The sequence below is a fragment of the Streptomyces mobaraensis genome, from assembly GCF_020099395.1.
Taxonomy (GTDB): Bacteria; Actinomycetota; Actinomycetes; order Streptomycetales; family Streptomycetaceae; genus Streptomyces.
The window spans coordinates 3811398-3832255 of record NZ_CP083590.1 but is presented as its reverse complement, the minus strand read 5'-3'; the positions used below and the strand labels follow the sequence as shown (position 1 = coordinate 3832255).

Here is a 20858-nt window from a genome sequence, read left to right as displayed (position 1 = left end):
GGTACGGACCGCGTCGACACCGGCACCCCCGCCTCGGCCGGGCGGGGCGGACGCCTCGGCCGGGCGGGGCGGACGCCTCGGCCGGGCGGGGCGGACGCCTCGGCCGGGCGGGGCGGACGCCTCGCCAAGGAGGGCGGACGCTCTCGGCCGGGCAGGGTGGACGCCTCGGCCAGGCAGGGCGGACGCCTCAGTCGGGCAGCGGTGTGATGAAGACGAAGCGCAGGTCCGGGCGCTGTATCGGCAGCAGCACATGGCTGGTCACCCGGACCTCGGCGTAGTCGTGGTACGGCAGCCGGAGCCGGAAGACGTCCCCGTCGCGGTGCTCGACGACGTCGTGCTCCTCGGCCCAGATGCGGCGGCAGTCCGCGTCGGAGTCGAGGACCTCGCGGACCAGGGCCCGCAGCCCGGCGTCGCCCGGGTTGCTGTTGGCGGCGACGCGGAGCATGGCGAGGTAGGCGCGGGCGCAGCTGTTCTCCCAGTCCAGCATCTGCTCGCGGGCCTCGGGGTGCAGCAGGGCCCACCGCATGAGGTTGGCTCCCGGGCGGAGCACCCAGGGGAACCACTCGCCCATCAGCCGGTTGGCGGCGACGACGTTCCAGGCGTTGTCGGAGAGGTAGGCGGGGTACGAGGTCTGCTGGACGAGCAGGTTCCGGACGCCCTGGGGGAGTTCGCCGGGCGGGCACGGGGAGCCGGGCGGGCGCCGGCCGCAGACGGCGAGGAAGAGCGTCAGCGTCTCCGCCTCGCTCAGCCGCAGGGCCTCGGCGACCCGGAGCAGGAAGCTCTCGGAGAAGTCCTGGCGGCGGCCGGCCTCCAGGGCGCGGTACCAGCCCTCGCTGACGCCGGTGAGCCGGGCGACGTGCCGCTGCGACAGCAGACGGCCCGGTCTGGGGTGGACGCCGCGCAGCTCGGGGATGGTCCGCGCGTCGACCCGGGTCCGCCAGGCGCGGAGCAGACGGCTGATGGACTCGCCGTCCTCCGCGGGGTCCGGAATGCCTCCGTCCGCGCTCGCGCCGGCCAAGGGGAGCCTCCGATTCCGACACTGCAAGTGTCGGTCAATCTTAAGTAAATTGCCCCACACGGGCCATTCCACCCTGCCGATGGAATGGTTCGAGGCCGCTCTGCCATGAGAACGGAGGGCCCGGACGGCGTCCGCTCCTCACTGGAGGGGGGTGAGGAACGGACGCGTCCGGGCCCTTCGTCGTACCGGGTCACGGAAACGGCCGCACGGGGCGGAAACCGGCCCCCCGGTACGGAAAGTACGGCGGACCGCCCGCCTCGGGAGCCGGTCGTCGTCGGCCCGGGCGGACAGCGGCCGGTTCGTCCGTCAGCCCGGGTGAGCAGCCGCTCAGCCCCAGGTGAGCAGCCGCTTCGGGTGCTCCAGGACGGCCGCGATGTCGGCCAGCACCCGCGAGCCGAGCTCCCCGTCCACCAGGCGGTGGTCGAAGGAGAGCGCCAGCGTCGTCACGTGCCGCGGCTTGACCTTGCCCTTGTGCACCCAGGGCTGGAGCTTGATCGCGCCGAACGCCAGGATCGCCGACTCGCCCGGGTTGAGGATGGGCGTCCCGGTGTCCACGCCGAACACGCCGACGTTGGTGATCGTGACCGTGCCGCCGGACATGTCCGCCGGGGTGGTCTTGCCCTCCCGCGCCGTGCTCACCAGGTCGGAGAGCGCCCGCGACAGCTCGGGGAGCGTCTTGGCCTGCGCCTCCTTGATGTTGGGCACGATCAGCCCGCGCGGCGTCGCCGCGGCGATGCCCAGGTTGACGTAGTCCTTGCGGACGATCTCCTGGTTCTCCTCGTCCCAGGAGGCGTTGATGTCCGGGTTGCGGCGGATCGCCACCAGGAACGCCTTGGCCACCAGCAGCAGCGGGTTGACCCGCAGCCCGGCCATGTCCGGGTCGTCCTTCAGCCGCTGGACGAGCTTCATCGTGCGGGTGACGTCGACGGTGACGAACTCCGTGACGTGCGGCGCGGTGAAGGCGCTGGCCACCATCGCCTGCGCGGTCGCCTTGCGGACGCCCTTGATCGGGATCCGGGTCTCCCGCGCGGCCCACGCTCCGGCCGACGCCGGGGCCTCGGCCGGAGCGGCGGCGACGGGCGCCTCCGCCACCGGCGGGACCACGCTCGCCTGGTGGGCGGCGTGCACGTCCTCGCGGGTCACGATGCCGTCCGGCCCGGTCGGGCTGACGGCGGCGAGGTCGATGCCGAGGTCCTTGGCCAGCTTGCGGACGGGCGGCTTGGCCAGCGGGCGGGCGCTGCCGGTGGCCGCGGGGACGCCCGTGACGGCGGGGGCGGCCGGAGCAGCAGGGGCCGCGGGGACCACCGGGGCCGGGGCGGGTGCGGCGTGCCCGTTCAGCTCCGCCTGGACGGCCGCGCCGACCGTCGACGCCTCGGGACGGGCCTTGCGCGGCCGCCGCTTGGTGGACGACGGCGCCGCGCCATAGCCCACCAGGACGGCCTGCCGGCCCTGCCCCTGGCCCTCGCCCTCCGGCGCGGCCGCCGTCTCGGCGTGCGCGGCGGGCTCGGCCGGGGCGCCGGCGGTGGTCGGGTCGATCACGCCGGCCGGGGTCACCGGCCCCTCACCGGGCCGGGTGTCGACCGAGATGATCGCCGTACCGACGTCGACCGTCACGCCCTCCTCGAAGCGCAGCTCGTGCACCACGCCGTCGAAGGGGATGGGCAGTTCGACGGCGGCCTTGGCGGTCTCGACCTCGCAGACCACCTGGCCGTCGGAGACGGTGTCCCCTACCGCCACGTACCACTTGAGGATCTCGGCCTCGGTGAGGCCCTCGCCCACGTCGGGCATCTTGAACTCGCGGAAGCGCTGGTCGCTCGCTGTGCTCGCAGTCATCGTCACGACTCTCCTCAGCCCTCAGTACGCAAGCGCGCGGTCTACGGCGTCGAGCACCCGGTCCAGTCCCGGAAGGTACTCGTCCTCCAGCCGCGACGGGGGGTAGGGGGCGTGGTAGCCGCCGACCCGCAGGACGGGGGCCTCCAGGTGGTAGAAGCAGCGCTCGGTGATCCGGGCCGCGATCTCGGCGCCGGAGCCGAAGAAGACCGGGGCCTCGTGGACGACCACGAGCCGGCGGGTGCGCTCCACCGACGCCTGGACGGCGTCGAAGTCGATCGGGGAGATCGACCGCAGGTCGAGCACCTCCAGGTTCCTGCCCTCCTCGGCGGCGGCCGCGGCCGCCTCCAGACAGGTCTTGACCATCGGCCCGTAGGCGACGAGCGTCAGGTCCGTGCCCTGGCGCACCGTGCGGGCGGTGTGCAGCGGGCCGGGGATCGCCTCGGTGTCGACCTCGGAGCGGTCGTGGTAGCGGCGCTTGGGCTCGAAGTAGATCACCGGGTCGTCGCTCTGGATGGCCTGCTGGAGCATCCAGTACGCGTCCGAGGCGTTCGCCGGCGACACGATCTTCAGACCGGCGACGTGCGCGAACAGCGACTCAGGGGACTCGCTGTGGTGCTCCACGGCCCCGATGGCGCCGCCGTAGGGGATGCGGACGACGACGGGCATCTTGATCTTGCCGAGCGCGCGCGCGTGCATCTTGGCGAGCTGGGTGACGATCTGGTCGTAGGCCGGGAACACGAACCCGTCGAACTGGATCTCCACGACCGGCCGGTAGCCGCGCAGGGCCAGGCCGATGGCGGTGCCGACGATGCCGGACTCGGCGAGCGGGGTGTCGATGACCCGGTCCTCGCCGAAGTCCTTCTGCAGGCCGTCGGTGACGCGGAAGACGCCGCCGAGCTTGCCCACGTCCTCGCCCATGACGATGACCTTGGGGTCGTTCTCCAGGGCGGTGCGGAGCGAGGCGTTGATCGCCTTGACGATGGAGAGCTTCTCGGTGGCCATTACTTGCTCTCCTCGTCGGCGAACGAAGCCTGGTAGGCGATGAATTGTTCGCGTTCCTCGTCGACCAGCGCGTGGCCGTCCGCGTAGATGTTCTCGAAGATGGCCGTGCTCTCCGGGTCGGGCATGGCGCGCACGGTCTCGCGGACGCGCTTGGCCAGCGCGTCGCTCTCGGCCTCCAGGGCGGCGAAGAACTCGTCGTCGGCGAGGCCCTCGCGCTCCAGGTGGCGGCGGAGGCGCAGGATCGGGTCCTTGGCCTCCCACAGCTCCCGCTCCTCGTCGCGGCGGTAGCGGGTGGGGTCGTCGGAGGTGGTGTGGGCGCCCATGCGGTAGGTGAACGCCTCGACGAAGGTGGGGCCCTGGCCGGTGCGGGCGCGCTCCAGCGCGGCCCGGGTGACGGCGAGGCAGGCCAGCACGTCGTTGCCGTCGACGCGGACGCCGGGGAAGCCGTAGCCCTGGGCGCGGCGGTAGAGGGGCACGCGGGTCTGCTTCTCGGTGGGCTCGGAGATGGCCCACTGGTTGTTCTGGCAGAAGAAGACCACGGGGGCGTTGTAGACGGCGGCGAAGGTGAACGCCTCGGCGACGTCGCCCTGGCTGGTCGCGCCGTCGCCGAAGTAGGCGACGACGGCGGAGTCGGCGCCATCCTTGGTGATGCCCATGGCGTAGCCGGTGGCGTGCAGCGCCTGCGAGCCGATGACGATCGTGTAAAGGTGGAAGTTGTTCTCGTTGGGGTCCCAGCCGCCGTTGTTGACGCCGCGGAACATCCCCAGGAGGTTGGTCGGGTCGACGCCCCGGCACCAGGCGACACCGTGTTCGCGGTAGGTCGGGAAGACGTAGTCGTCGTCGCGGGTGGCCCGGCCGGAGCCGATCTGGGCGGCCTCCTGGCCCAGCAGGGAGGCCCACAGGCCCAGTTCGCCCTGGCGCTGCAGGGTGGTCGCCTCGGCGTCGAAGCGGCGGGTCAGCACCATGTCGCGGTACAGGCCGCGCAGTTCCTCGGGCGTCACGTCGATGGCGTAGTCCGGGTGCTCGACCCGCTCGCCCTCGGGCGTCAGCAGCTGTACGAGCTCCGGCTCGCCCGCCCCGGCGGCCGGCTTCTTCGCTCCGGCGCGTTTGCCGCCCCGCGGCTTGCGCGCGGCGGTGCTGTCCACGGTCACGTGTGCTCCTCCGTCTGTCCGGCCCCCGGGGTCGCCGGTGGCCGTAGGGGGTCCCCCCGCCGTGGGGCTGGGGGATGCTCGCCCGCTTCCCGACGGCACACGGGGTGGGTGTGCCGAGGCCGAACCGGGCGTGACAGGTGTCCCGCCGAATGGCCTGCAATAAGCACGTTACCCAGTACCCCGCATTCCTGCGAAACCCTCTCTGACCTGCGATTTTGCTTGGATTTCCAAGTAAATCGAGAAAGGGCCGACAAAGCACTGGTCACAGCGTTGCGAGCCGCCCCCGCCGAGGCAGGGTTACCGCCGGAACGACGGCACGTTATCCCGGAGGACAAGAGCAGGGGAAGACTCGATGTGTGAGACTGACACTGTGCGCGAACAAGGAAAAATCACGGTATTTCTGCTCGACGACCACGAAGTCGTGCGGCGCGGCGTTCACGAGATGCTCTCCACGGAGGAGGACATCGAGGTCGTCGGAGAGGCCGGTACCGCCGCGGACGCACTGGTCCGCATTCCCGCCACCCGGCCCGACGTCGCCGTTCTGGACGTTCGCCTTCCGGATGGCAGCGGGGTCGAAGTCTGCCGTGAGATCCGTTCGCTCGACCCGGGAATCAAGTGCCTCATGCTGACGTCGTTCGCCGACGACGAGGCGCTTTTCGACGCGATCATGGCCGGGGCCTCGGGTTATGTACTGAAGGCGATTCGCGGCAATGAGCTGCTCTCCGCCGTCCGGGACGTGGCGGCCGGGAAGTCGCTGCTCGATCCGGTGGCGACCGCACGGGTGCTGGAACGGCTGCGCGACGGCAAGAACCCGCGCGGCGACGACCGGCTGGCCTCGCTGACGGAGCAGGAACGGCGGATCCTCGACCTGATCGGGGAGGGGCTGACCAACCGCGTGATCGGCGAGCGGCTGCACCTGGCGGAGAAGACCATCAAGAATTACGTCTCCAGCCTGCTCTCCAAGCTGGGCATGGAACGGCGTTCGCAGGCCGCGGCCTACGTCGCGCGTCTGCAGGCGGAGAAGCGCTGAGGGGAGGGGGCTTTACAGCCCCGGGGGATCCCGTACGGGGTGCCCGTTTAGGGACCAACGTCCCGGCCGCGACGGGGCGGGTGGCTCTACGTGTACCGGACGTGACGGTGCAGAGTAAGGCGCATGCCCGCACCGGTACCGCCGGCCGCCCCGCCGGCCACAGACGAACACCGAGCGCTCGACCTGCTCGGCCGCGCCCCTTACGGGCACCTCTCGGTGACCCTGCGCGCCCTCCCGTTCGTCATCACCACCCGGCACATCGTGTCCGACGGGCGCGTGCTGGTACGGCTGCACGGCGGCTACGGCTACAGCCGGGCCTGCGACGGCAGCGTCATCGCCTACAACGCCGACAACTTCGGCGGGCGGGAGGAGGGCGACGAGGACGTCTGGCACGTCCAATTCGTCGGCACCGCACGGCGGTTCACCCCCGGGCCGGCGGAGCTGCTGCGCTTCGGGCCGGCCCCGCGGGCGGCGGACAACGCGCCCTTCCTTCCCGAATACCTGTGCATAGAACCGCAGTTCATCACCCTGCACCACCTCGAAGGCGTACCCGCGCGACAGGCCGCGCACTCGCCGTGAACTAACATTTGGGGCGTGCCGCGCTCACTTGTCCCCCCTGTCGCACCTCCCGACGGCGGCACCCTGCGCACCCTGCTACGCCGCTACCGGCACGCCGGTGAACCCCTCGCCTGCGAACCGCTCACCGAGGGCCTGCTCAACCACGGGTACCGCCTCTCCACCAGCCGGGGCCACTTCTTCCTCAAGCACCACCTCGACGGCGACCGGGCCGCCATCGCCCGGCAGCACGCGGCGACGCAGCGGCTCGGCGCCCTCGGCCTGCCGGTCGCCCCGCCGGTGGCGGCGGAGGACGGATCGACCGTCGCGGTCCTCGGCGGCCGCTGCTACGCGCTGCACCCCTGGGTCGAGGGGCGGCACCGGGACGGCGGCGAGCTCACCACCGCCCAGTCGCGCGGTCTCGGCGCACTGCTCGGCACCGTCCACGTCAGCCTGGAGACGGTGATGCGGGAGGTCGCCGGGCCGGGGGACGCCGGTACGTGGGATTCCGCCGGCGCGGGCGGACGAGCGGCGGGCGCCGGGGGCGGCGGCCGGGCGGCGGGATCCGGCGCGCTGACGGGCGCGGGCGCGGGTGTGACGTCGTATGCCCGGGCGGGCGGCGGCGCGGGCGCGCGGAACGGGACGCTGACGGCCGCGCGGGCGGCGGCCGGCGCACGACGCGGTGAGGGCCCGGGGCTCCGGCTCGGCGCGGGCGTCCCGTACGGGCCGGGGGCGGCGCTGGTACCCGCCGCGGCTCCGGCGGGCAGCGGGCTCCTCGTCGCCCCCGGAAGGCGCCCCGCGGGCCTCAGGGGCGCGCCACCCGGGGCCGGGGTGCGACTGGCCCCCGAGAGCGCCCCTGAGGGCCCTCAGGGCGCCCCCAAGGGCACGGCGCACGCCCCCGACCCCCGGGGCACCCCCGACACGCTGGACGTGGCCGCCGACCCCGAGGACACGTACGCGCTGATCGAGGAGCTGCTGGTCCTGGTCCGCCGGGGCCCCCGCGACTCCTTCGACGAACTCGCCGAGCACCGCCTCCTCGAACGCCGGGCCCTGCTGGAGCGGCACGCCCACCGCCGCCCGCCCCCGGCGGCGACCCCGGCGCGCGGCTGGGTGCACGGCGACTTCCACCCGCTCAACCTGCTGTACCGGGACGCCGAACCCGCCGCGATCGTCGACTGGGACCGCCTCGGCGTCCGCCCCCGCGCGGAGGAGGCCGTCCGCGCCGCCGTGATCTTCTTCCTGCGCCCCGACGGCACCCTCGACTTCGCGAAGATACGCCCGTACGCCCGCGCCTACCGCCGCACCACCGGCGCCGGCCCGGAGGAGCTCGCGGCGGCCGTGCACCGCGTGTGGTGGGAGCGCCTCAACGACTTCTGGATGCTCCGCTGGCGCTACCAGCTCGGCGACCACCGCGCCGACCCCGGCTTCCCGGCGTCGGCGGCGCTGGCGGTGTGGTGGACGGGGGCGTACGAGGACGTGCGGGACGCGTTCACGGACTGAGGCGGGGGACGGCGGGACACATGGGACGAGGCGGGGCCCGTGTGGCCCCGCCTCGTGGTGTCAGGGGGTCGTGTTGCCGGCGGTCGTGTTGGTCCCCTGGTCGCCCGCCGAGCCCGGGACGTTGGTGCCCCCTGGGGGGTTGTTGCTCCCGCCAGGGCCGGCGTTGGTCCCGGGGGTCCCGCCGTTGTTGCCCGAGCTGGTCCCGGGGGTCCCACCGCTGTTACCCGAGCTGGCCCCCGTATTGGTGCCCGGCTTCGGGTCGTCGGTCGGCTTGTTCGTCGGGTCGCCCGACGGATCGTTGGACGGCTCCTGCGTGGGCGGCTTCGTGTACTTGTGCCGCGACCCACCGGTGCTGCTGTAGCTGTCGTTCTCGTCCGAGGTCTCACCCGTCGTGCCGGTCCCCGGGTTGGGGTCGGACGACTTCTCGTCCTTCTTCGGCGTCGCGGACTTCGACGGGTCGGCGCTGGAGGACGAGGAGTGGCTCGGCTTCTTGGTGGGCTCGGTGTCCGCGCCCTTGCCGCCGTTGCCCCTGGTCGCCGCGTACGCGGCCACGGCGACCACCACCGCCGCCACCAGCGCGATGACCGCGATCAGCTTGCCGCGGCTGCTCCCGCCGCCCCGCCCATGCCCGCCCGGCGCGTAATCGTCGTCGCCGGAGCCGCCCATGCCCTGGGGCAGGATCCGCTGCGGCGAGGTGTCGCCGTGCTGCGGGCGCTGCATGGCCGTGGTCTGGCCCAGGCCGACGCCGCCCAGGACCTGGGTGGCCGCGGCGGCGGGCACCTGGCCGGTGTCCCAGGCGCCGGTGTGGCCGCCGGCGTCGTGCAGCATCTGGAGGCTGTACTGGACGAGCGAGCGCATCTCCTCGGCGCTCTGGAAGCGGTCGTCCGGGTCCTTGGCCAGGGAGCGCATGACGAGTCCGTCGAGCTCCGGCGGGACGGAGTCCAGCACCTGGGACGGCGGGACCGGGTTGTCCTGGACGTGCTGGTAGACGACCGAAAGCGGGGTCTCGCCGGTGAACGGCGGGCGCAGCGCCAGCAGTTCGTACAGCATGCAGCCGGTCGCGTAGAGGTCGGAGCGGGCGTCGACGGTCTTGCCGAGGGCCTGCTCGGGCGACAGGTACTGCGGGGTGCCCATGACCATGCCGGTCTGCGTCATGGTGGACGCGGCGCCGTGCAGGGCGCGGGCGATGCCGAAGTCCATCACCTTGACGGCGCCGTTGTTGGTGATGATGACGTTGGCGGGCTTGATGTCGCGGTGCACGATGCCGTGCTGGTGGCTGTAGGCCAGCGCGTCGAGCACCCCGGAGACGATGATGAGCGCCTGCTCGGGCGGCGGCGCCTCCGCGTTGAGCAACAGGTCGCGGATGGTGCGGCCTTCCACCAGTTCCATGACGATGTACGGCACGGTCTGGCGGCCGACGATGTCCTCGCCGGAGTCGTAGACGGCCACGACGGCGTGGTGGTTCAGCCCGGCGACGGACTGTGCCTCGCGGGTGAAGCGGGCCTTGGAGACCGGGTCCTCGGCCAGGTCGGCGCGGAGCAGCTTGACGGCCACGGTGCGGCCGAGGCGCACGTCCTCGGCGGCGAAGACCTCGGCCATGCCGCCGCGGCCCAGCCGGTGGGTGAGGCGGTAGCGGCCGTCGCCGACCATGCCGCCGTTACCCCACATTTCCGGCACATCGGGCATTCCGCCCCCGTTGGCGTCAGGGTCGGACGGACCCTGGGCGCTCTGCGTCTGTGCCATCAGTCCTCGCCGTCGTGTCTGGCCGCTCGCGGGGGCCAAGCCTTGGGGCAGTGCTCACGCTGCTGAGCCGTACGCGGAGCAATGCAGTCTTCCGATAAGGCACGCTACAGGTTCCGCGACGCGCGCCGGTCGGGGATGGACGGGCAATCAAACCCGCAGCGGCCCGGGCAAGGCAAATTCCGTGACGGCTTGTCGCGCATCCGGTCACGGAACGGGCACGCGGCTTGACGTGCCCCTGGCCTGCGGCACACTTGGCCGGGATACGTGTCCGGCCGGATGGGATCCGGCCGGATCCAACCTATGAGCCGGGCCCGGCCCGGGTGTCGCGTCACCGACCCGACGCCGGTCGGCGCCGAGGGGGAAGCAACACCATGAGCCAGGACGGCGCACAGGGCCGCTACGCGGGACGGGCCGTCGGCGGCGGCCGCTACCAGCTGCGCGACCTGCTCGGCGAGGGCGGCATGGCCTCCGTGCACCTCGCGTACGACTCCGTGCTCGACCGCCAGGTCGCCGTCAAGACCCTCCACACGGAACTCGGCCGGGAGTCGTCGTTCCGCGAGCGGTTCCGCCGCGAGGCGCAGGCCGTGGCCAAGCTCACGCACACCAACATCGTCTCCGTCTTCGACACCGGCGAGGACGCGCTCGACGGCACGACGATGCCGTACATCGTCATGGAGTACATCGAGGGCAAGCCGCTGCGCTCCGTCCTCGACGCGGACGTCGCGCAGTACGGCGCGATGCCGACCGCCAAGGCGCTGAAGATCACGGCCGATGTGCTGGCCGCGCTCGAGGTCAGCCATGAGATGGGCCTGGTCCACCGGGACATCAAGCCCGGCAACGTGATGATGACCAAGCGTGATGTGGTCAAGGTCATGGACTTCGGCATCGCCCGCGCCATGCAGTCGGGGGTCACCTCGATGACGCAGACGGGCATGGTCGTCGGCACCCCGCAGTACCTCTCCCCCGAGCAGGCCCTGGGCCGCGGCGTGGACGCCCGCTCCGACCTGTATTCGGTCGGCATCATGCTCTTCGAGCTGCTGACCGGCCGGCTGCCCTTCGACGCGGACTCGCCGCTGGCCATCGCGTATGCGCACGTCCAGGAGGAGCCGGTCGCGCCCTCCACGATCAACCGCTCGATCCCGCCGGCGGTGGACGCCCTGGTGGCCCGGGCGCTGAAGAAGAACCCGAACGAGCGCTTCCCGAGCGCCGCCGCCATGCGGGACGAGTGCGCGCGCGTGGCGGGGACGGCACGGACGGCCGGTTCGCCGGTGATCTCCGGGGACGCGCCCGCGCCGGGCAGCGGCGCCGGGGTCTCCTCGGCGGTCTTCCCGCCGGTGGACCAGCAGGCGGTGCCCGGCCCGGGCATCCAGTCCGTCCAGACGCCGTACCAGGCGCCGCAGCAGCAGAACCCGTACGGGTCGTACGGGGCGGGCTACGGGGCCCCGGCTCAGGGCCCGGGCCCCGCCCCTTCCCCGGCGTATCAGACGCCCCCGCCGCACCAGGGCGCACACACGCCCCCGCCCGGCGGCATGCCCGCGCCCTCCGCCCCGGCTTCCGGCGGCGGCAGGGGCAACAAGCCGGTCATCATCGGCTCGGCCATCGTCGCCGCGCTGGCGGTCATCGCCGTGATCACCGTCGTCGCCCTCAAGAACAACAAGGACGACGACCCGGCCAAGGCGGACGAGCCGGTCGTCCGCGTCTCCCAGTCCGCGGCGCCGGCCCCGGTGGGGGGCTCCTCCGGAGGCTCGTCCGGCGGCTCGTCCGGCGGCTCCAACGGCTCGACGGGCGGCGGCACCGGGGGCGGCGGCGTGGGCAACAAGCACGTCGAGGGCGACAAGGCCAAGGTCATCGAGTCCGAGAAGTGCACGCAGGCGCATGCCAGCTTCCTGGACAAGACGAAGACGAGCATGCCGGACGTCAGTTTCGTCTACATCGACTCGGTGAAGCAGTGCTTCCAGGCCGCCGGCTGGAAGTACCGCGAGGACAAGCAGAACGAGAACGTGTTCGGCAAGGGCACGGTCGTGATGCAGAACCCCCAGAAGGGTGATCCCTTCGACCCGAAGACCACCACGATCGTCCTCACGGTCTCGACGGGCGACCCGGCCTCCTGACGGCGAAGAGCCGGGGGCCGGCCACCGCTGTACGGCGGCAACCGGCCCCCGGCGTACGCCCCTTGGCCTTACGGATCCCTGACAGATCCCTGGCGGTTACAGGTACGGGCCCGAGCGCGCCCCCTGCTGGCCCCGCCCGCCGCCTTCGCCGTCGTCGTCGCCGATGCCGGCCGGGAGGGCGCGGCGCATCTGCTCCAACTGGGCGCGGGCCGCCATCTGCTGGGCGAACAGCGCCGTCTGGATGCCGTGGAAAAGCCCTTCGAGCCAGCCGACGAGCTGGGCCTGGGCGATGCGGAGTTCCGCCTCGGTGGGGATGTTGTCGTCGGTGAACGGGAGCGACAGGCGCTCCAGTTCCTCCACGAGCTCGGGGGCGAGCCCGTCTTCCAGTTCCTTGACGGAGCTGTGGTGGATCTCCTTGAGCCGGACCCGGCTCGCCTCGTCCAGAGGCGCGGCGCGTACTTCCTCCAGCAGCTGCTTGATCATGCTTCCGATGCGCATGACCTTCGCGGGCTGTTCGACCTGCTCCGTCACGGGGACCTCGCGCGACTCGTCGTCACCCGCCCCGCCGCCGGGGCTGGTGCTGCCGAGAGCCATGCCATCCGGGCCTACGACCAGGATGTGCGGGCTCTCCTGCGACCGTTCGTTCCTCGGCATATCCATGCCGCCATTCTCTCGCACAGATGATTTCCCCCTGGTGATGCCCCCGTACGCGTCTGATCCACCGGGGTGCGCGGTGCGGTTGTGCCCATCCGGACGGACCGGCGCGCGCGCCGGTCAGCGCCGCCGCAGGCGCAGGGCGAGGAACCCCAGGCCCAGGCCGGTGAGGGTCATGCCGGTCCCCAGGGGCAGGACCCGCATCACGGGCTCCTCGTCCGGGGCGGCCCCGCCGTTCCGGCTGCCGGCGCGGGCGGGCGCGGGCCGTACCGGGGGTTCCGGGACGACCTGTGCCGGGGTCCAGGCGGGTTCCGGGTCGGCGCCGGTGTCGGGGGCGGGGGACCCGTAGGGGTCCTGCTCCGGCCCGGAAGGGTTCTCGGGGGCCTCAGGGGCGCGTCCGGGGTGCGGGCGCCCCTGACCCGCGACGGTTCCCGCGAGGCGCCCCGCGTCGGTGGCGGGCGGGGTGGAGGGACGCACGGCAAGGGGCGCGGGCGCGGGTGGTGCGAGGGGCGGTGGCGAGGCGAGGGTCAGGGGTGGAGTCAGGGGCAGGAGAGGCGCTGACGGCTGAAGCGCTGGGACGGAAGGCAGCGGTGCAAGAGGCACGGGCGGCACCAAAGGTGCCGGCGGAGCCAGGGGTGCCAGGGGTGCTGGCTGAGCCACGGGTGCCGGCGGCGCCTGAGGCGTGGGAGGCGCCAGGGACAGGGACGGCAGCGGCGGGCCGCCGTCGGCCCGTGCCGCGTCGAACGGCCCGGCGAGGACGGCCGTCAGCGCCAGGCCGGCCAGGACGGCCAGGCGCCCGGCCCTCCGGGATGCTTGAGACGGCGGGGCCGCCGGGCACGTCCGGAGCACCCGGGACGGACCCGGCCGGTCGGTCACGGCCCTCACGGCCCTCACGGCCCGAAGCGTTCCGGCGATCACTGTGATCACCCGTCCACCGTCACACGCCCGCCCGGCCCGGGCACGCCGGGCGGCCGGACGGGTGACGGCCCGGCCGCCCGCCGAGGCGCCCGCGCCGACCCGCGTCGCGCCGCGTCCCGTTCGTCTCAGTCCGTGGTGAGCAGCACCTTCCCCACGTGGGAGCTGTCCTCGACGATCCGGTGTGCCGCGGTCGCGTCCCGCAGCGGCATCGTCCGGTCGACGACGGGACGGACCCGGCCGCCGGAGACGAGGGGCCAGACGTGTTCGCGGACGGCCGCCATGATGGCCGCCTTCTCGGCGAGCGGCCGGGAGCGGAGGGCGGTCGCCATGACGGCGGCCCGCTTCGTCAGCAGCTTGCCGAGGTCGAGTTCGGCCTTCCGGCCGCCCTGCAGGCCGATGATGGCGAGGCGGCCGTTGACGGCCAGGACGTCCACGTTCCGGTCCAGGTACTTGGCGCCCATGATGTCGAGGACGACGTCGGCGCCGGCCCCGCCGGTCACCTTGCGGATCTCCTCGACGAAGTCCTGCTCCCGGTAGTCGACGAGGATGTCGGCGCCGAGCTCACGGCAGCGCTCCAGCTTCTCGCGGCTGCCGGCGGTGACCGCGACCCGCGCGCCGACCGCCTTGGCGAGCTGGACGGCCATGGTGCCGATGCCGCTGCCGCCGCCGTGCACGAGCAGGGTCTCGCCGGGCCGCAGGTGGGCGAGCATGAACACGTTCGACCAGACGGTCGCGGTGACCTCGGGCAGGGCGGCCGCGGTCACGACGTCCAGGCCGTCGGGCACGGGCAGCAGCTGGCCGACGGGGACGGCGACCTTCTCCGCGTACCCGCCGCCGGCGAGCAGCGCGCAGACCTCGTCGCCGACGGCCCAGCCACTGACCCCCGGGCCGAGGGCCGCGATCCGGCCGGAGCACTCCAGGCCGGGGTACGGGGACGCGCCGGGCGGCGGGTCGTAGAACCCCTGCCGCTGCATCAGGTCGGCGCGGTTGACGGCCGTCGCGGCGACCTCGACCAGCACCTCCCCGTCACCGGGCACGGGGTCGGGTACCTCGGACCAGACCAGGGCGTCGGGTCCGCCGGGCTCGGGAATGGTGATCGCATACATGGCGCGAGGCTACTCCCCGCCCGTCGAGCCCCCTAGGGACCCGCAGGGGAAGCGACGCCGCGGCCCCCGAGACCCGTAGGGGCCGTCCGAGACCCGTAGGGGCCGCTACGGACCCTCCGAGCCCGCATAAGGGATCATGGGCGGGTGCCGAACCCCTCGTCCTCCGCGCCCCGGAACCGGATGACCGGCGGCAACCACGCCCACTCCCCGGAGCCCCCGGCCGTCCCGGACCACCACCGGGGCGGCGGGCTGCTCCTCAAGTCGCTCTGGCGCCGCACCCGCGCCGAGGCCGAGGACGCGGAGGCGGGCCGCTCCATCGTGCTGCCCGTCCAGCGGGTGACCGCACCCCTGCAACAGGTGCTGCGGCGCCTGGTGATGGCGCTGATGGTGCTGGTGGTGACGACGCTCGTGGTGTGGCTGGACAGCGACGGCTACCACGACAACGCGGACGGCCCGGTCGGCTTCGTCGACGCCGCGTACTACGCGACCGTCACCCTCTCGACCACCGGCTACGGCGACATCACGCCGGTGAGCGACGCGGCCCGGCTGACGAACATCTTCGTCGTCACCCCGCTGCGCGTGCTGTTCCTGATCATCCTGGTCGGCACCACGCTGGAAGTGCTGACCGAGCGGACGCGCCACCAGGTCCGCATACACCGTTGGAGGTCCCGGATGCGCGACCACACCGTCGTCATCGGCTACGGCACCAAGGGCCGGCACACCATCGAGACACTGGTCGGCCAGGGCCGCCCGAAGGACCGGATCGTCGTCGTCGACCCGCAGAAGAAGGCCGTGGACGCCGCCGCCTGCGACGGGATCGTGGGGGTCGTCGGCGACGGCACCCGCTCCGACACCCTGCTCCGCGCCGAGCTCCAGAACGCCTCCCACGTGGTGATCACCACGGAACGGGACGACACCGCCGCCCTCGTCACCCTGACGGCCCGTCAGCTCAACAAGCGGGCCACGATCGTCGTCGCCGTCCGCGAGGACGAGAACGTGCCGCTGCTGCGGCAGAGCGGCGCGAACACGGTGGTGACGAGCTCCAGTTCGGCGGGACGCATGCTCGGCATGTCGATGGTCAGCCCGTACGTCGGCACGGTACTGGAGGACCTGCTGACCTACGGAACGGGCCTGGACGTCGCCGAACGCCCGGTCACCAAGGCCGAGGCGGGCCGATCGCCCCGCGACTGCGCCGACCTCGTCGTCGCCGTCGTCCGCGGCCACCGCCTCCTGAACTTCACCGACCCCGAGGCGACCCCCCTCCGCCTCACCGACCGCGTGATCACCATCCGGCAGGCGTCGGGGGCGGCGGAGTAGCGCGCGGAAGGTCAGTCGGCGAAGTCCTTCAACTCCTCGGTGTCCAGCATGAAGGCCACCGGTTCGGGGAGGCTGACGGGCGCGCCGTACGGCCGGGAGACCGAGCTCAGGTACGTGCCGTCCTCGGGGTCCGAGTACACGGTCACCCTGCGGCGCTCACGGTCGACGAGGAGGTAGACGGGAATGCCCGCGGACGCGTAGCCGACAGGCTTCTCCATTCGGTCGCGCCGGTTGGTGTCCGCGTCGTCGGAGGTCACCTCGACCACCATCAGCACACCCTTGGGGTCGGACCAGTCGCCGTGCCCGGCGAAGTGCTTCCGGGGCGCGAGGGCGGCATCGGCGATAGCCCGGCCTTTCCGGTAGTTCTCCACCTTCAGGCTCGCCTCGGCGTAGAGACGCATGTCCGGTCGCCGGTTCCGGCATACGTCCTGCAACCACATCACGATCTCGCGGTGGTCCCCGTCCGGCACCGGCTTGACCTCGATCCTTCCGTTGATGAACTCCAGGCGCACGGTCTCGGGCGCCGATCGGGCCAGTTCCTCGAACTCCTCGACACCGAGCAGGGGACGTGCGGCGGGGACCGGGGTCATGTGATCGCCTCCTCGCCTCCATGGTGCCCCGGCCAGCGACAGCATGTCGTGTATGGCGGTCATGGCTACCCCTTCTCCCACGCCGACGGTCACGTGTGCAGCAGGCTATGCACCGGCTACGGACTGCGGCAAACCTGATACCGAGTGTCAGGACTCCGTGGTAGGTGCGCCTCCGCCGGGGCTTTCCGGTGAACGAGGCTTCGCCCCGCGAGCACTCCGCAGCCACGCGTCGAGGGTGGTGAAGTCCCCGTCGGTGAGGCCCCTTACGGGATCGACCCGGTGGAGAAGGGCCGCTGCCGGGTGATGGGCGCGCACCCAGTCCCGGTCGGCGGGGCCGATCTCGTCGTCGACCCAGGCGAACGGACGCCCGTCCGCCCACGCGACGAGGGCCCGGGTCTTCCAGTGGACGCCGCCTCGCCGCCAGGGCCCGCCCGGTGCGCCGTACCGGTCCGGTGCGTCGGGCCCGCCCGGTGTGCCGGGCTCGTCCGCCGCATCGGGCTCGTCCATCGGGTCGGGCCAGGCCACAACGGGAAGTGGGGGCAGGCCGAGCCACGGACAGAGGCAGTCGTTGGCGTCGGACATCCACGTCGTCGCCCACACCAGTTCGCAGGGGAGGGCCGCGAGCCGGGGTCCGAGGGCGGGGTCGACCCTGGCGATCAGGGGGTTGCCCCCGTCGCCCGGCGACCCCGGGGCGAGCCAGGGGCTGCGGTACGTCGGGTAGCCGCCCGGAAGTTGCCGGCTCGTCGCGCCGAAGGGGATGAGGGGGCCGTCGACGTCGAGGAAGAGCAGGGGCGGGCGGGCGTCCATCGTGCCGGTCATGTCCGGAACCTAGCCGGTCATGACCGGAACCTGACGGGCAGACGGCGGGGAGCGGCCGTCGCGCCCCCGTCCGTCAGCCGAAGCCGCCGCCGGTCGTCGTCCACGGCAGGTCCAGGAGGGCCACCCGGCCCCGCGCCGTGTTCCCGCCCGGCGGGATCACCGCGATGGCGTCGGCCGCGGCCAGGCCGCGCAGCATCGCCGGGCCGTGGAAGCGCAGCGGGCGCGCCCCGTCGCCGCCGCGCAGCACGACCGGCACCAGGCGGGTGTCGGACGGGTGGCTCGGTACGGGTCCGGTGAGCACGGCGCGGCGCAGGGACGGCGCGGCGCGGCCGGAGAGGCCGCGGAGCAAGGGCTCGGCGAGGGTGAGCAGGCCCGCGACCGCCGCCAGCGGGTTGCCGGGCAGGCCGACGAGGTGCCGCTCGGGGGTGAGGCGGGCGAGCAGCATGGGGTGCCCGGGGCGGACGGCGACGCCGTCGACCAGCATTTCCGCGTCGAGGCGGCGCAGGGTGGGGTGCAGGTGGTCGCGCGGGCCGGACGCCGTACCGCCGGTGGTGATCACCAGGTCGGCGTCGGTCGCGGCGAGCGCGTCGTGCAGCGCGTCGGCGTCGTCGCCCAGGCACACGGTGTCCACCGCCTCGGCCCCCAGGGAACGCAGCCAGGGGGCGAGCATCGGCCCGAGCGCATCCCTGATGCGGCCGTCCTCCGGCAGCCCCTCGTGGACGAGTTCGTCCCCGAGGACGACGATCAGCACGCGCGGCCGGGCGGTCACGGGCAGCTCGTCGTGGCCCGCGGCGGCGGCCAGGCCGAGGACGGCCGGGGTGATCAGCGTGCCCGCAGGCAGGAGTTCGTCGTCGCGGCGGCACTCCTGGCCGCGCGGGCGGATGTCCTGGCCCTGGGCGGTCCGGCGGGTGGCGTGCAGTTCGTCGCCGCTCGCCCGGCCGTGTTCGGTGCGCAGCACGGCCGTGGCACCGGCCGGTATGCGGGCGCCCGTCGCGATCGGCACGGCGTGTCCGTCGCGCAGCGCCTCGTCGCCGGTGTGGCCCGCGAGGATGCCCTGGTCCGCGTCCTCCGGCAGGCGCCACGGCCCCGGGCCCGCGACCGCCCAGCCGTCCATCGCCGAGGTGTCGAACGACGGCAGGTCCGTCAGCGCGGTGAGCGGCGCGGCGAGCGTCCGGCCGACCGCGTCCGCCAAGGGGGCGGCGAGGGCGGGCAGGGGCTCGGCGGCCCCGGCCGCGACACCGCCGGCCGTGGCCCAGGGCATGGGACGGCGGGGGGCCGTTGTCGTGGGGCGACTGCGGTCGGGGTGCCGACGGGGTTCGTGCTCGCTCGCGGCCGTCGGCCTGCGGGCGGCGTCGGCGTCTGGGCCGGGCTTCGCGTCTGCGCCGGTCTTCGCGTCGCCGCGCGCCTTCCCGTCGCCGTCGGCCTTCTCGTCTGCACCGGCGGGGCGGTCTTCGGCCGCATTCCCCTTGCCGTTCGCGGTGTCCGCTCCGTTCCCGTTTCCGATTCCGATTCCGTTTCCGTCCCTGTGCCCGGTCGCGGCCGCGCCGTCGGCGGGTGCCAGCGACGGCGAAGTCCGCGTCGGCTTAGAGGACTTGGCGGACTTACGCGTTCCGCCCTGCCCCTGACGGGGCCCGGCCGGCCCGGCAGGGGCAGGCTCTGCTCCGACGGTCCCGGTGCCGTCACCGTCATCCGTGCCGACGGTCACGTCACAGACCGACCGCCAGACGTCGGTCAACTCCTCGTGGTCGCCGGCCTCACCGGCCGCACCGGCCTCACCGGCACGCTGCCTCCGCCCGCGTCGCCGCGGGTCCTCGTCGTCGTTCCCGGGCGCGGACGCCGCCGCGTGCGCCGGGGCCTCCGGGCGGCGTCCCGGCCCGTCGTCTCCCCCGGCGCGTGGGGAGCCACCGGAGGCGGCGGCGTCGCGCACGGAGCGCCAGATGTCCGTCAGTCCCTCGCCCGCGTCGGTATCCGTTTCCGGTCCACCGGCTCCACCGGAGCCGTTCCGCGCCGGCACGGACGCCGACGCGGACGCCGGCCCGGAGCGCGGGCCGTCCTCACCGGTACCGCCGGTACCACCGGTCATGTCGCGGATCGACCGCCACACGTCCGTCAGGGCCTCGGCGCCGCGGTGCCCACCGTCGGGCTCGCGGCCGGGCGGGCCGGACGGGGTGCTTCCGGCCGGACACGCCCCCACCCCTACGGCGCCCCGGGCGCGGAACGGCTCGTCGGCACCGGCCACCTCGCGGATCGACCGCCAGACGTCCGCCAACGCCTCACCGGCCCCCGCCCGTCCCCCAGGGGCCCCGAAAGTCCCAGGAGTCTCGGAGATCCCGGAGGTCCCTGGAAGAACGCGGGCATCACGCGCCCCCGGCACGGCCGTTCCCCGGGCTCCGGGGGCGGCACCGCTCGTACCGTCGTCGAACGCGTCCCCGACAGGGGCGCCCGCGCCCGCTTCCGGCTCCTCGAAGGGCAGGTACCCGCCCTCGACCGGCGCCACCTGCCGCTCCGGACCGCCGTGTTCACCGGAGAGCAGGGCCAGGGCCTCGTCCGTGGCGCGGTCCAGCGCCGCCGCGTCCGCCTCCCGGTCCCGGCCCCTCATGAGGGGGGACCCGCGGGGGTGCCGGCCGGGGAGTCGTCCTGTTCGGCCGCCCACCGTTCCGCCAGGGCGGCGGCCTCGCGGGCGGCCCGGGCGACCGCTTCCGGGCCCCCGCCGCGCAGGGCGGCCGCGTAGCCGACGAGGAAGGTGGTCAGGGGGGCGGCGGGGCGGGCCACGCCGTGCGCGGCGTCACGGGCCAGGTCGAGCAGGAGCGCTCTGTCGACGTCGAGTTCCATGCCGAGTTCGGCCTTGACCGCGGCGATCCATTCATCCAGCACGGTCCCATCGTCCCTGATCCTGGCGCGGGCCGCGCCGATGTCGTCCCAGGTGTCGCAGTCGAACGACGCTTCGTGGTGCGGCAGCCGGCGCAGGGACAGCCCCTGGGTGAGCAGCCGTACGGGAAGTCCCGTGAGGGTCCCGTGCTCGGTCGCCAGCAGGGCCAGTTCCCGGCGGACCGGTTCCGCGCGGTACGCGGCGACGAGCGGCTGGTCGCGCCCGCCGGCGTCGGCGAGGAGCGCCCCTTCGGTGCCGGCCGACGCGGCCGCCTCCAGCAGGTTCCGTACCGTCGCGGCGTCGAGGAAGGGCAGGTCGGCCGAGAGGGCGAGGACGACCTCCGCCGAGGTGTGGCGCAGCCCGGCGGACAGCGCGGCCAGCGGGCCGCCGCCGGGCGGCTGTTCACGGGTCCAGGTGACCGGCCGGACCGTGGCCCGGCGCGGTCCGACGACGACGGTGGTACGGGCGGCGGCGCACGCGCCGAGCACGCGGTCGAGCAGGGCGCGCCCGCCGACGCGCAGGCCGGGTTTGTCCGCCCCGCCCAGCCGCCGGGCGGCCCCTCCGGCGAGTACGACCGCGTCGAAAACCGTGTCCGTCACCCCCGCAGTATGCGCCCGCCGGGAGACGGCCGTGCGCCGGAGG

17 protein-coding genes are annotated in these 20858 nt (G+C 73.7%); 5 read left to right on the top strand and 12 right to left on the bottom strand.

The features are described 5' to 3' along the window. Positions 1-187: 187 nt before the first annotated feature. From K7I03_RS16625 to pdhA, 4 genes are all read right to left on the bottom strand, one after another. A complete protein-coding gene (locus K7I03_RS16625) occupies positions 188-1018 on the bottom strand; it encodes a helix-turn-helix transcriptional regulator (RefSeq protein ID WP_185940302.1) in 831 nt (276 codons plus the stop codon). A 327-nt stretch (positions 1019-1345) separates the two neighbouring features. Beyond that, positions 1346-2851 carry a dihydrolipoamide acetyltransferase family protein gene (locus tag K7I03_RS16620; protein ID WP_185940303.1) on the bottom strand — a complete coding sequence of 502 codons (1506 nt, stop codon included), beginning with the start codon at positions 2849-2851 and terminating at the stop codon, positions 1346-1348. Between the two features lie 21 nt (positions 2852-2872). Next, complete coding sequence (locus K7I03_RS16615; RefSeq protein WP_185940304.1) at positions 2873-3853, bottom strand: alpha-ketoacid dehydrogenase subunit beta; 981 nt, start codon at positions 3851-3853, stop codon at positions 2873-2875. Then, positions 3853-5004, bottom strand: a complete 1152-nt coding sequence (pdhA, locus tag K7I03_RS16610; RefSeq protein ID WP_185940305.1) for a pyruvate dehydrogenase (acetyl-transferring) E1 component subunit alpha — start codon at positions 5002-5004, stop codon at positions 3853-3855. The genes K7I03_RS16615 and pdhA overlap by 1 nt, the downstream gene beginning before the upstream one ends. Positions 5005-5374: 370 nt before the next feature. Between pdhA and K7I03_RS16605 the strand changes: the two genes are divergently transcribed. The 3 genes from K7I03_RS16605 to K7I03_RS34500 all read left to right on the top strand — a co-directional run bounded on the left by K7I03_RS16605 (position 5375) and on the right by K7I03_RS34500 (position 8089). Further along, a complete protein-coding gene (locus tag K7I03_RS16605; RefSeq protein ID WP_274390176.1) occupies positions 5375-6034 on the top strand; it encodes a response regulator in 660 nt (219 codons plus the stop codon). 123 nt (positions 6035-6157) lie between these two features. Further along, on the top strand, positions 6158-6613 hold the full coding sequence (locus K7I03_RS16600; protein WP_185940307.1) for a pyridoxamine 5'-phosphate oxidase family protein: 456 nt from the start codon (positions 6158-6160) through the stop codon (positions 6611-6613). 15 nt (positions 6614-6628) lie between these two features. Continuing rightward, positions 6629-8089, top strand: coding sequence for a phosphotransferase (locus K7I03_RS34500; protein ID WP_185940308.1), 1461 nt, complete (start codon positions 6629-6631; stop codon positions 8087-8089). 60 nt (positions 8090-8149) lie between these two features. On the opposite strand, the gene K7I03_RS16590 is transcribed toward K7I03_RS34500, so the two are convergent. After that, entirely contained in the window at positions 8150-9832 is a 1683-nt protein-coding gene (locus K7I03_RS16590; protein WP_185940309.1) for a protein kinase domain-containing protein, read from the bottom strand. A 371-nt stretch (positions 9833-10203) separates the two neighbouring features. On the opposite strand from K7I03_RS16590, the gene K7I03_RS16585 reads away from it, so the two are divergent. After that, positions 10204-11943 carry a Stk1 family PASTA domain-containing Ser/Thr kinase gene (locus K7I03_RS16585; RefSeq protein WP_185940310.1) on the top strand — a complete coding sequence of 580 codons (1740 nt, stop codon included), beginning with the start codon at positions 10204-10206 and terminating at the stop codon, positions 11941-11943. A gap of 96 nt (positions 11944-12039) precedes the next feature. Here the strand turns inward: K7I03_RS16585 and K7I03_RS16580 are convergent, their stop codons facing one another. The 3 genes from K7I03_RS16580 to K7I03_RS16570 form a co-directional block, all read right to left on the bottom strand. Next, positions 12040-12603, bottom strand: coding sequence for a bacterial proteasome activator family protein (locus K7I03_RS16580; protein WP_185940311.1), 564 nt, complete (start codon positions 12601-12603; stop codon positions 12040-12042). Positions 12604-12717: 114 nt separating this feature from the next. After that, positions 12718-13074 carry a hypothetical protein gene (locus tag K7I03_RS16575; protein WP_185940312.1) on the bottom strand — a complete coding sequence of 119 codons (357 nt, stop codon included), beginning with the start codon at positions 13072-13074 and terminating at the stop codon, positions 12718-12720. A 566-nt stretch (positions 13075-13640) separates the two neighbouring features. Next, positions 13641-14621 carry an NAD(P)H-quinone oxidoreductase gene (locus K7I03_RS16570; RefSeq protein ID WP_185940313.1) on the bottom strand — a complete coding sequence of 327 codons (981 nt, stop codon included), beginning with the start codon at positions 14619-14621 and terminating at the stop codon, positions 13641-13643. Positions 14622-14765: 144 nt separating this feature from the next. On the opposite strand from K7I03_RS16570, the gene K7I03_RS16565 reads away from it, so the two are divergent. Continuing rightward, a complete protein-coding gene (locus K7I03_RS16565) occupies positions 14766-15938 on the top strand; it encodes a potassium channel family protein (RefSeq protein ID WP_224347080.1) in 1173 nt (390 codons plus the stop codon). 11 nt (positions 15939-15949) lie between these two features. On the opposite strand, the gene K7I03_RS16560 is transcribed toward K7I03_RS16565, so the two are convergent. From K7I03_RS16560 to K7I03_RS16545, 4 genes are all read right to left on the bottom strand, one after another. After that, positions 15950-16528, bottom strand: coding sequence for a Uma2 family endonuclease (locus tag K7I03_RS16560; protein ID WP_185940314.1), 579 nt, complete (start codon positions 16526-16528; stop codon positions 15950-15952). A gap of 147 nt (positions 16529-16675) precedes the next feature. Further along, a complete protein-coding gene (locus K7I03_RS16555; protein ID WP_224347079.1) occupies positions 16676-17347 on the bottom strand; it encodes an HAD domain-containing protein in 672 nt (223 codons plus the stop codon). Positions 17348-17420: 73 nt separating this feature from the next. After that, the gene (locus K7I03_RS16550; RefSeq protein ID WP_398858530.1) at positions 17421-18857 is read right to left on the bottom strand and encodes a molybdopterin molybdotransferase MoeA; all 1437 of its coding nucleotides are present in this window, start codon (positions 18855-18857) and stop codon (positions 17421-17423) included. Positions 18858-19942: 1085 nt separating this feature from the next. Next, positions 19943-20815 carry an NTP transferase domain-containing protein gene (locus K7I03_RS16545; protein WP_185940315.1) on the bottom strand — a complete coding sequence of 291 codons (873 nt, stop codon included), beginning with the start codon at positions 20813-20815 and terminating at the stop codon, positions 19943-19945. Positions 20816-20858: the final 43 nt, after the last annotated feature.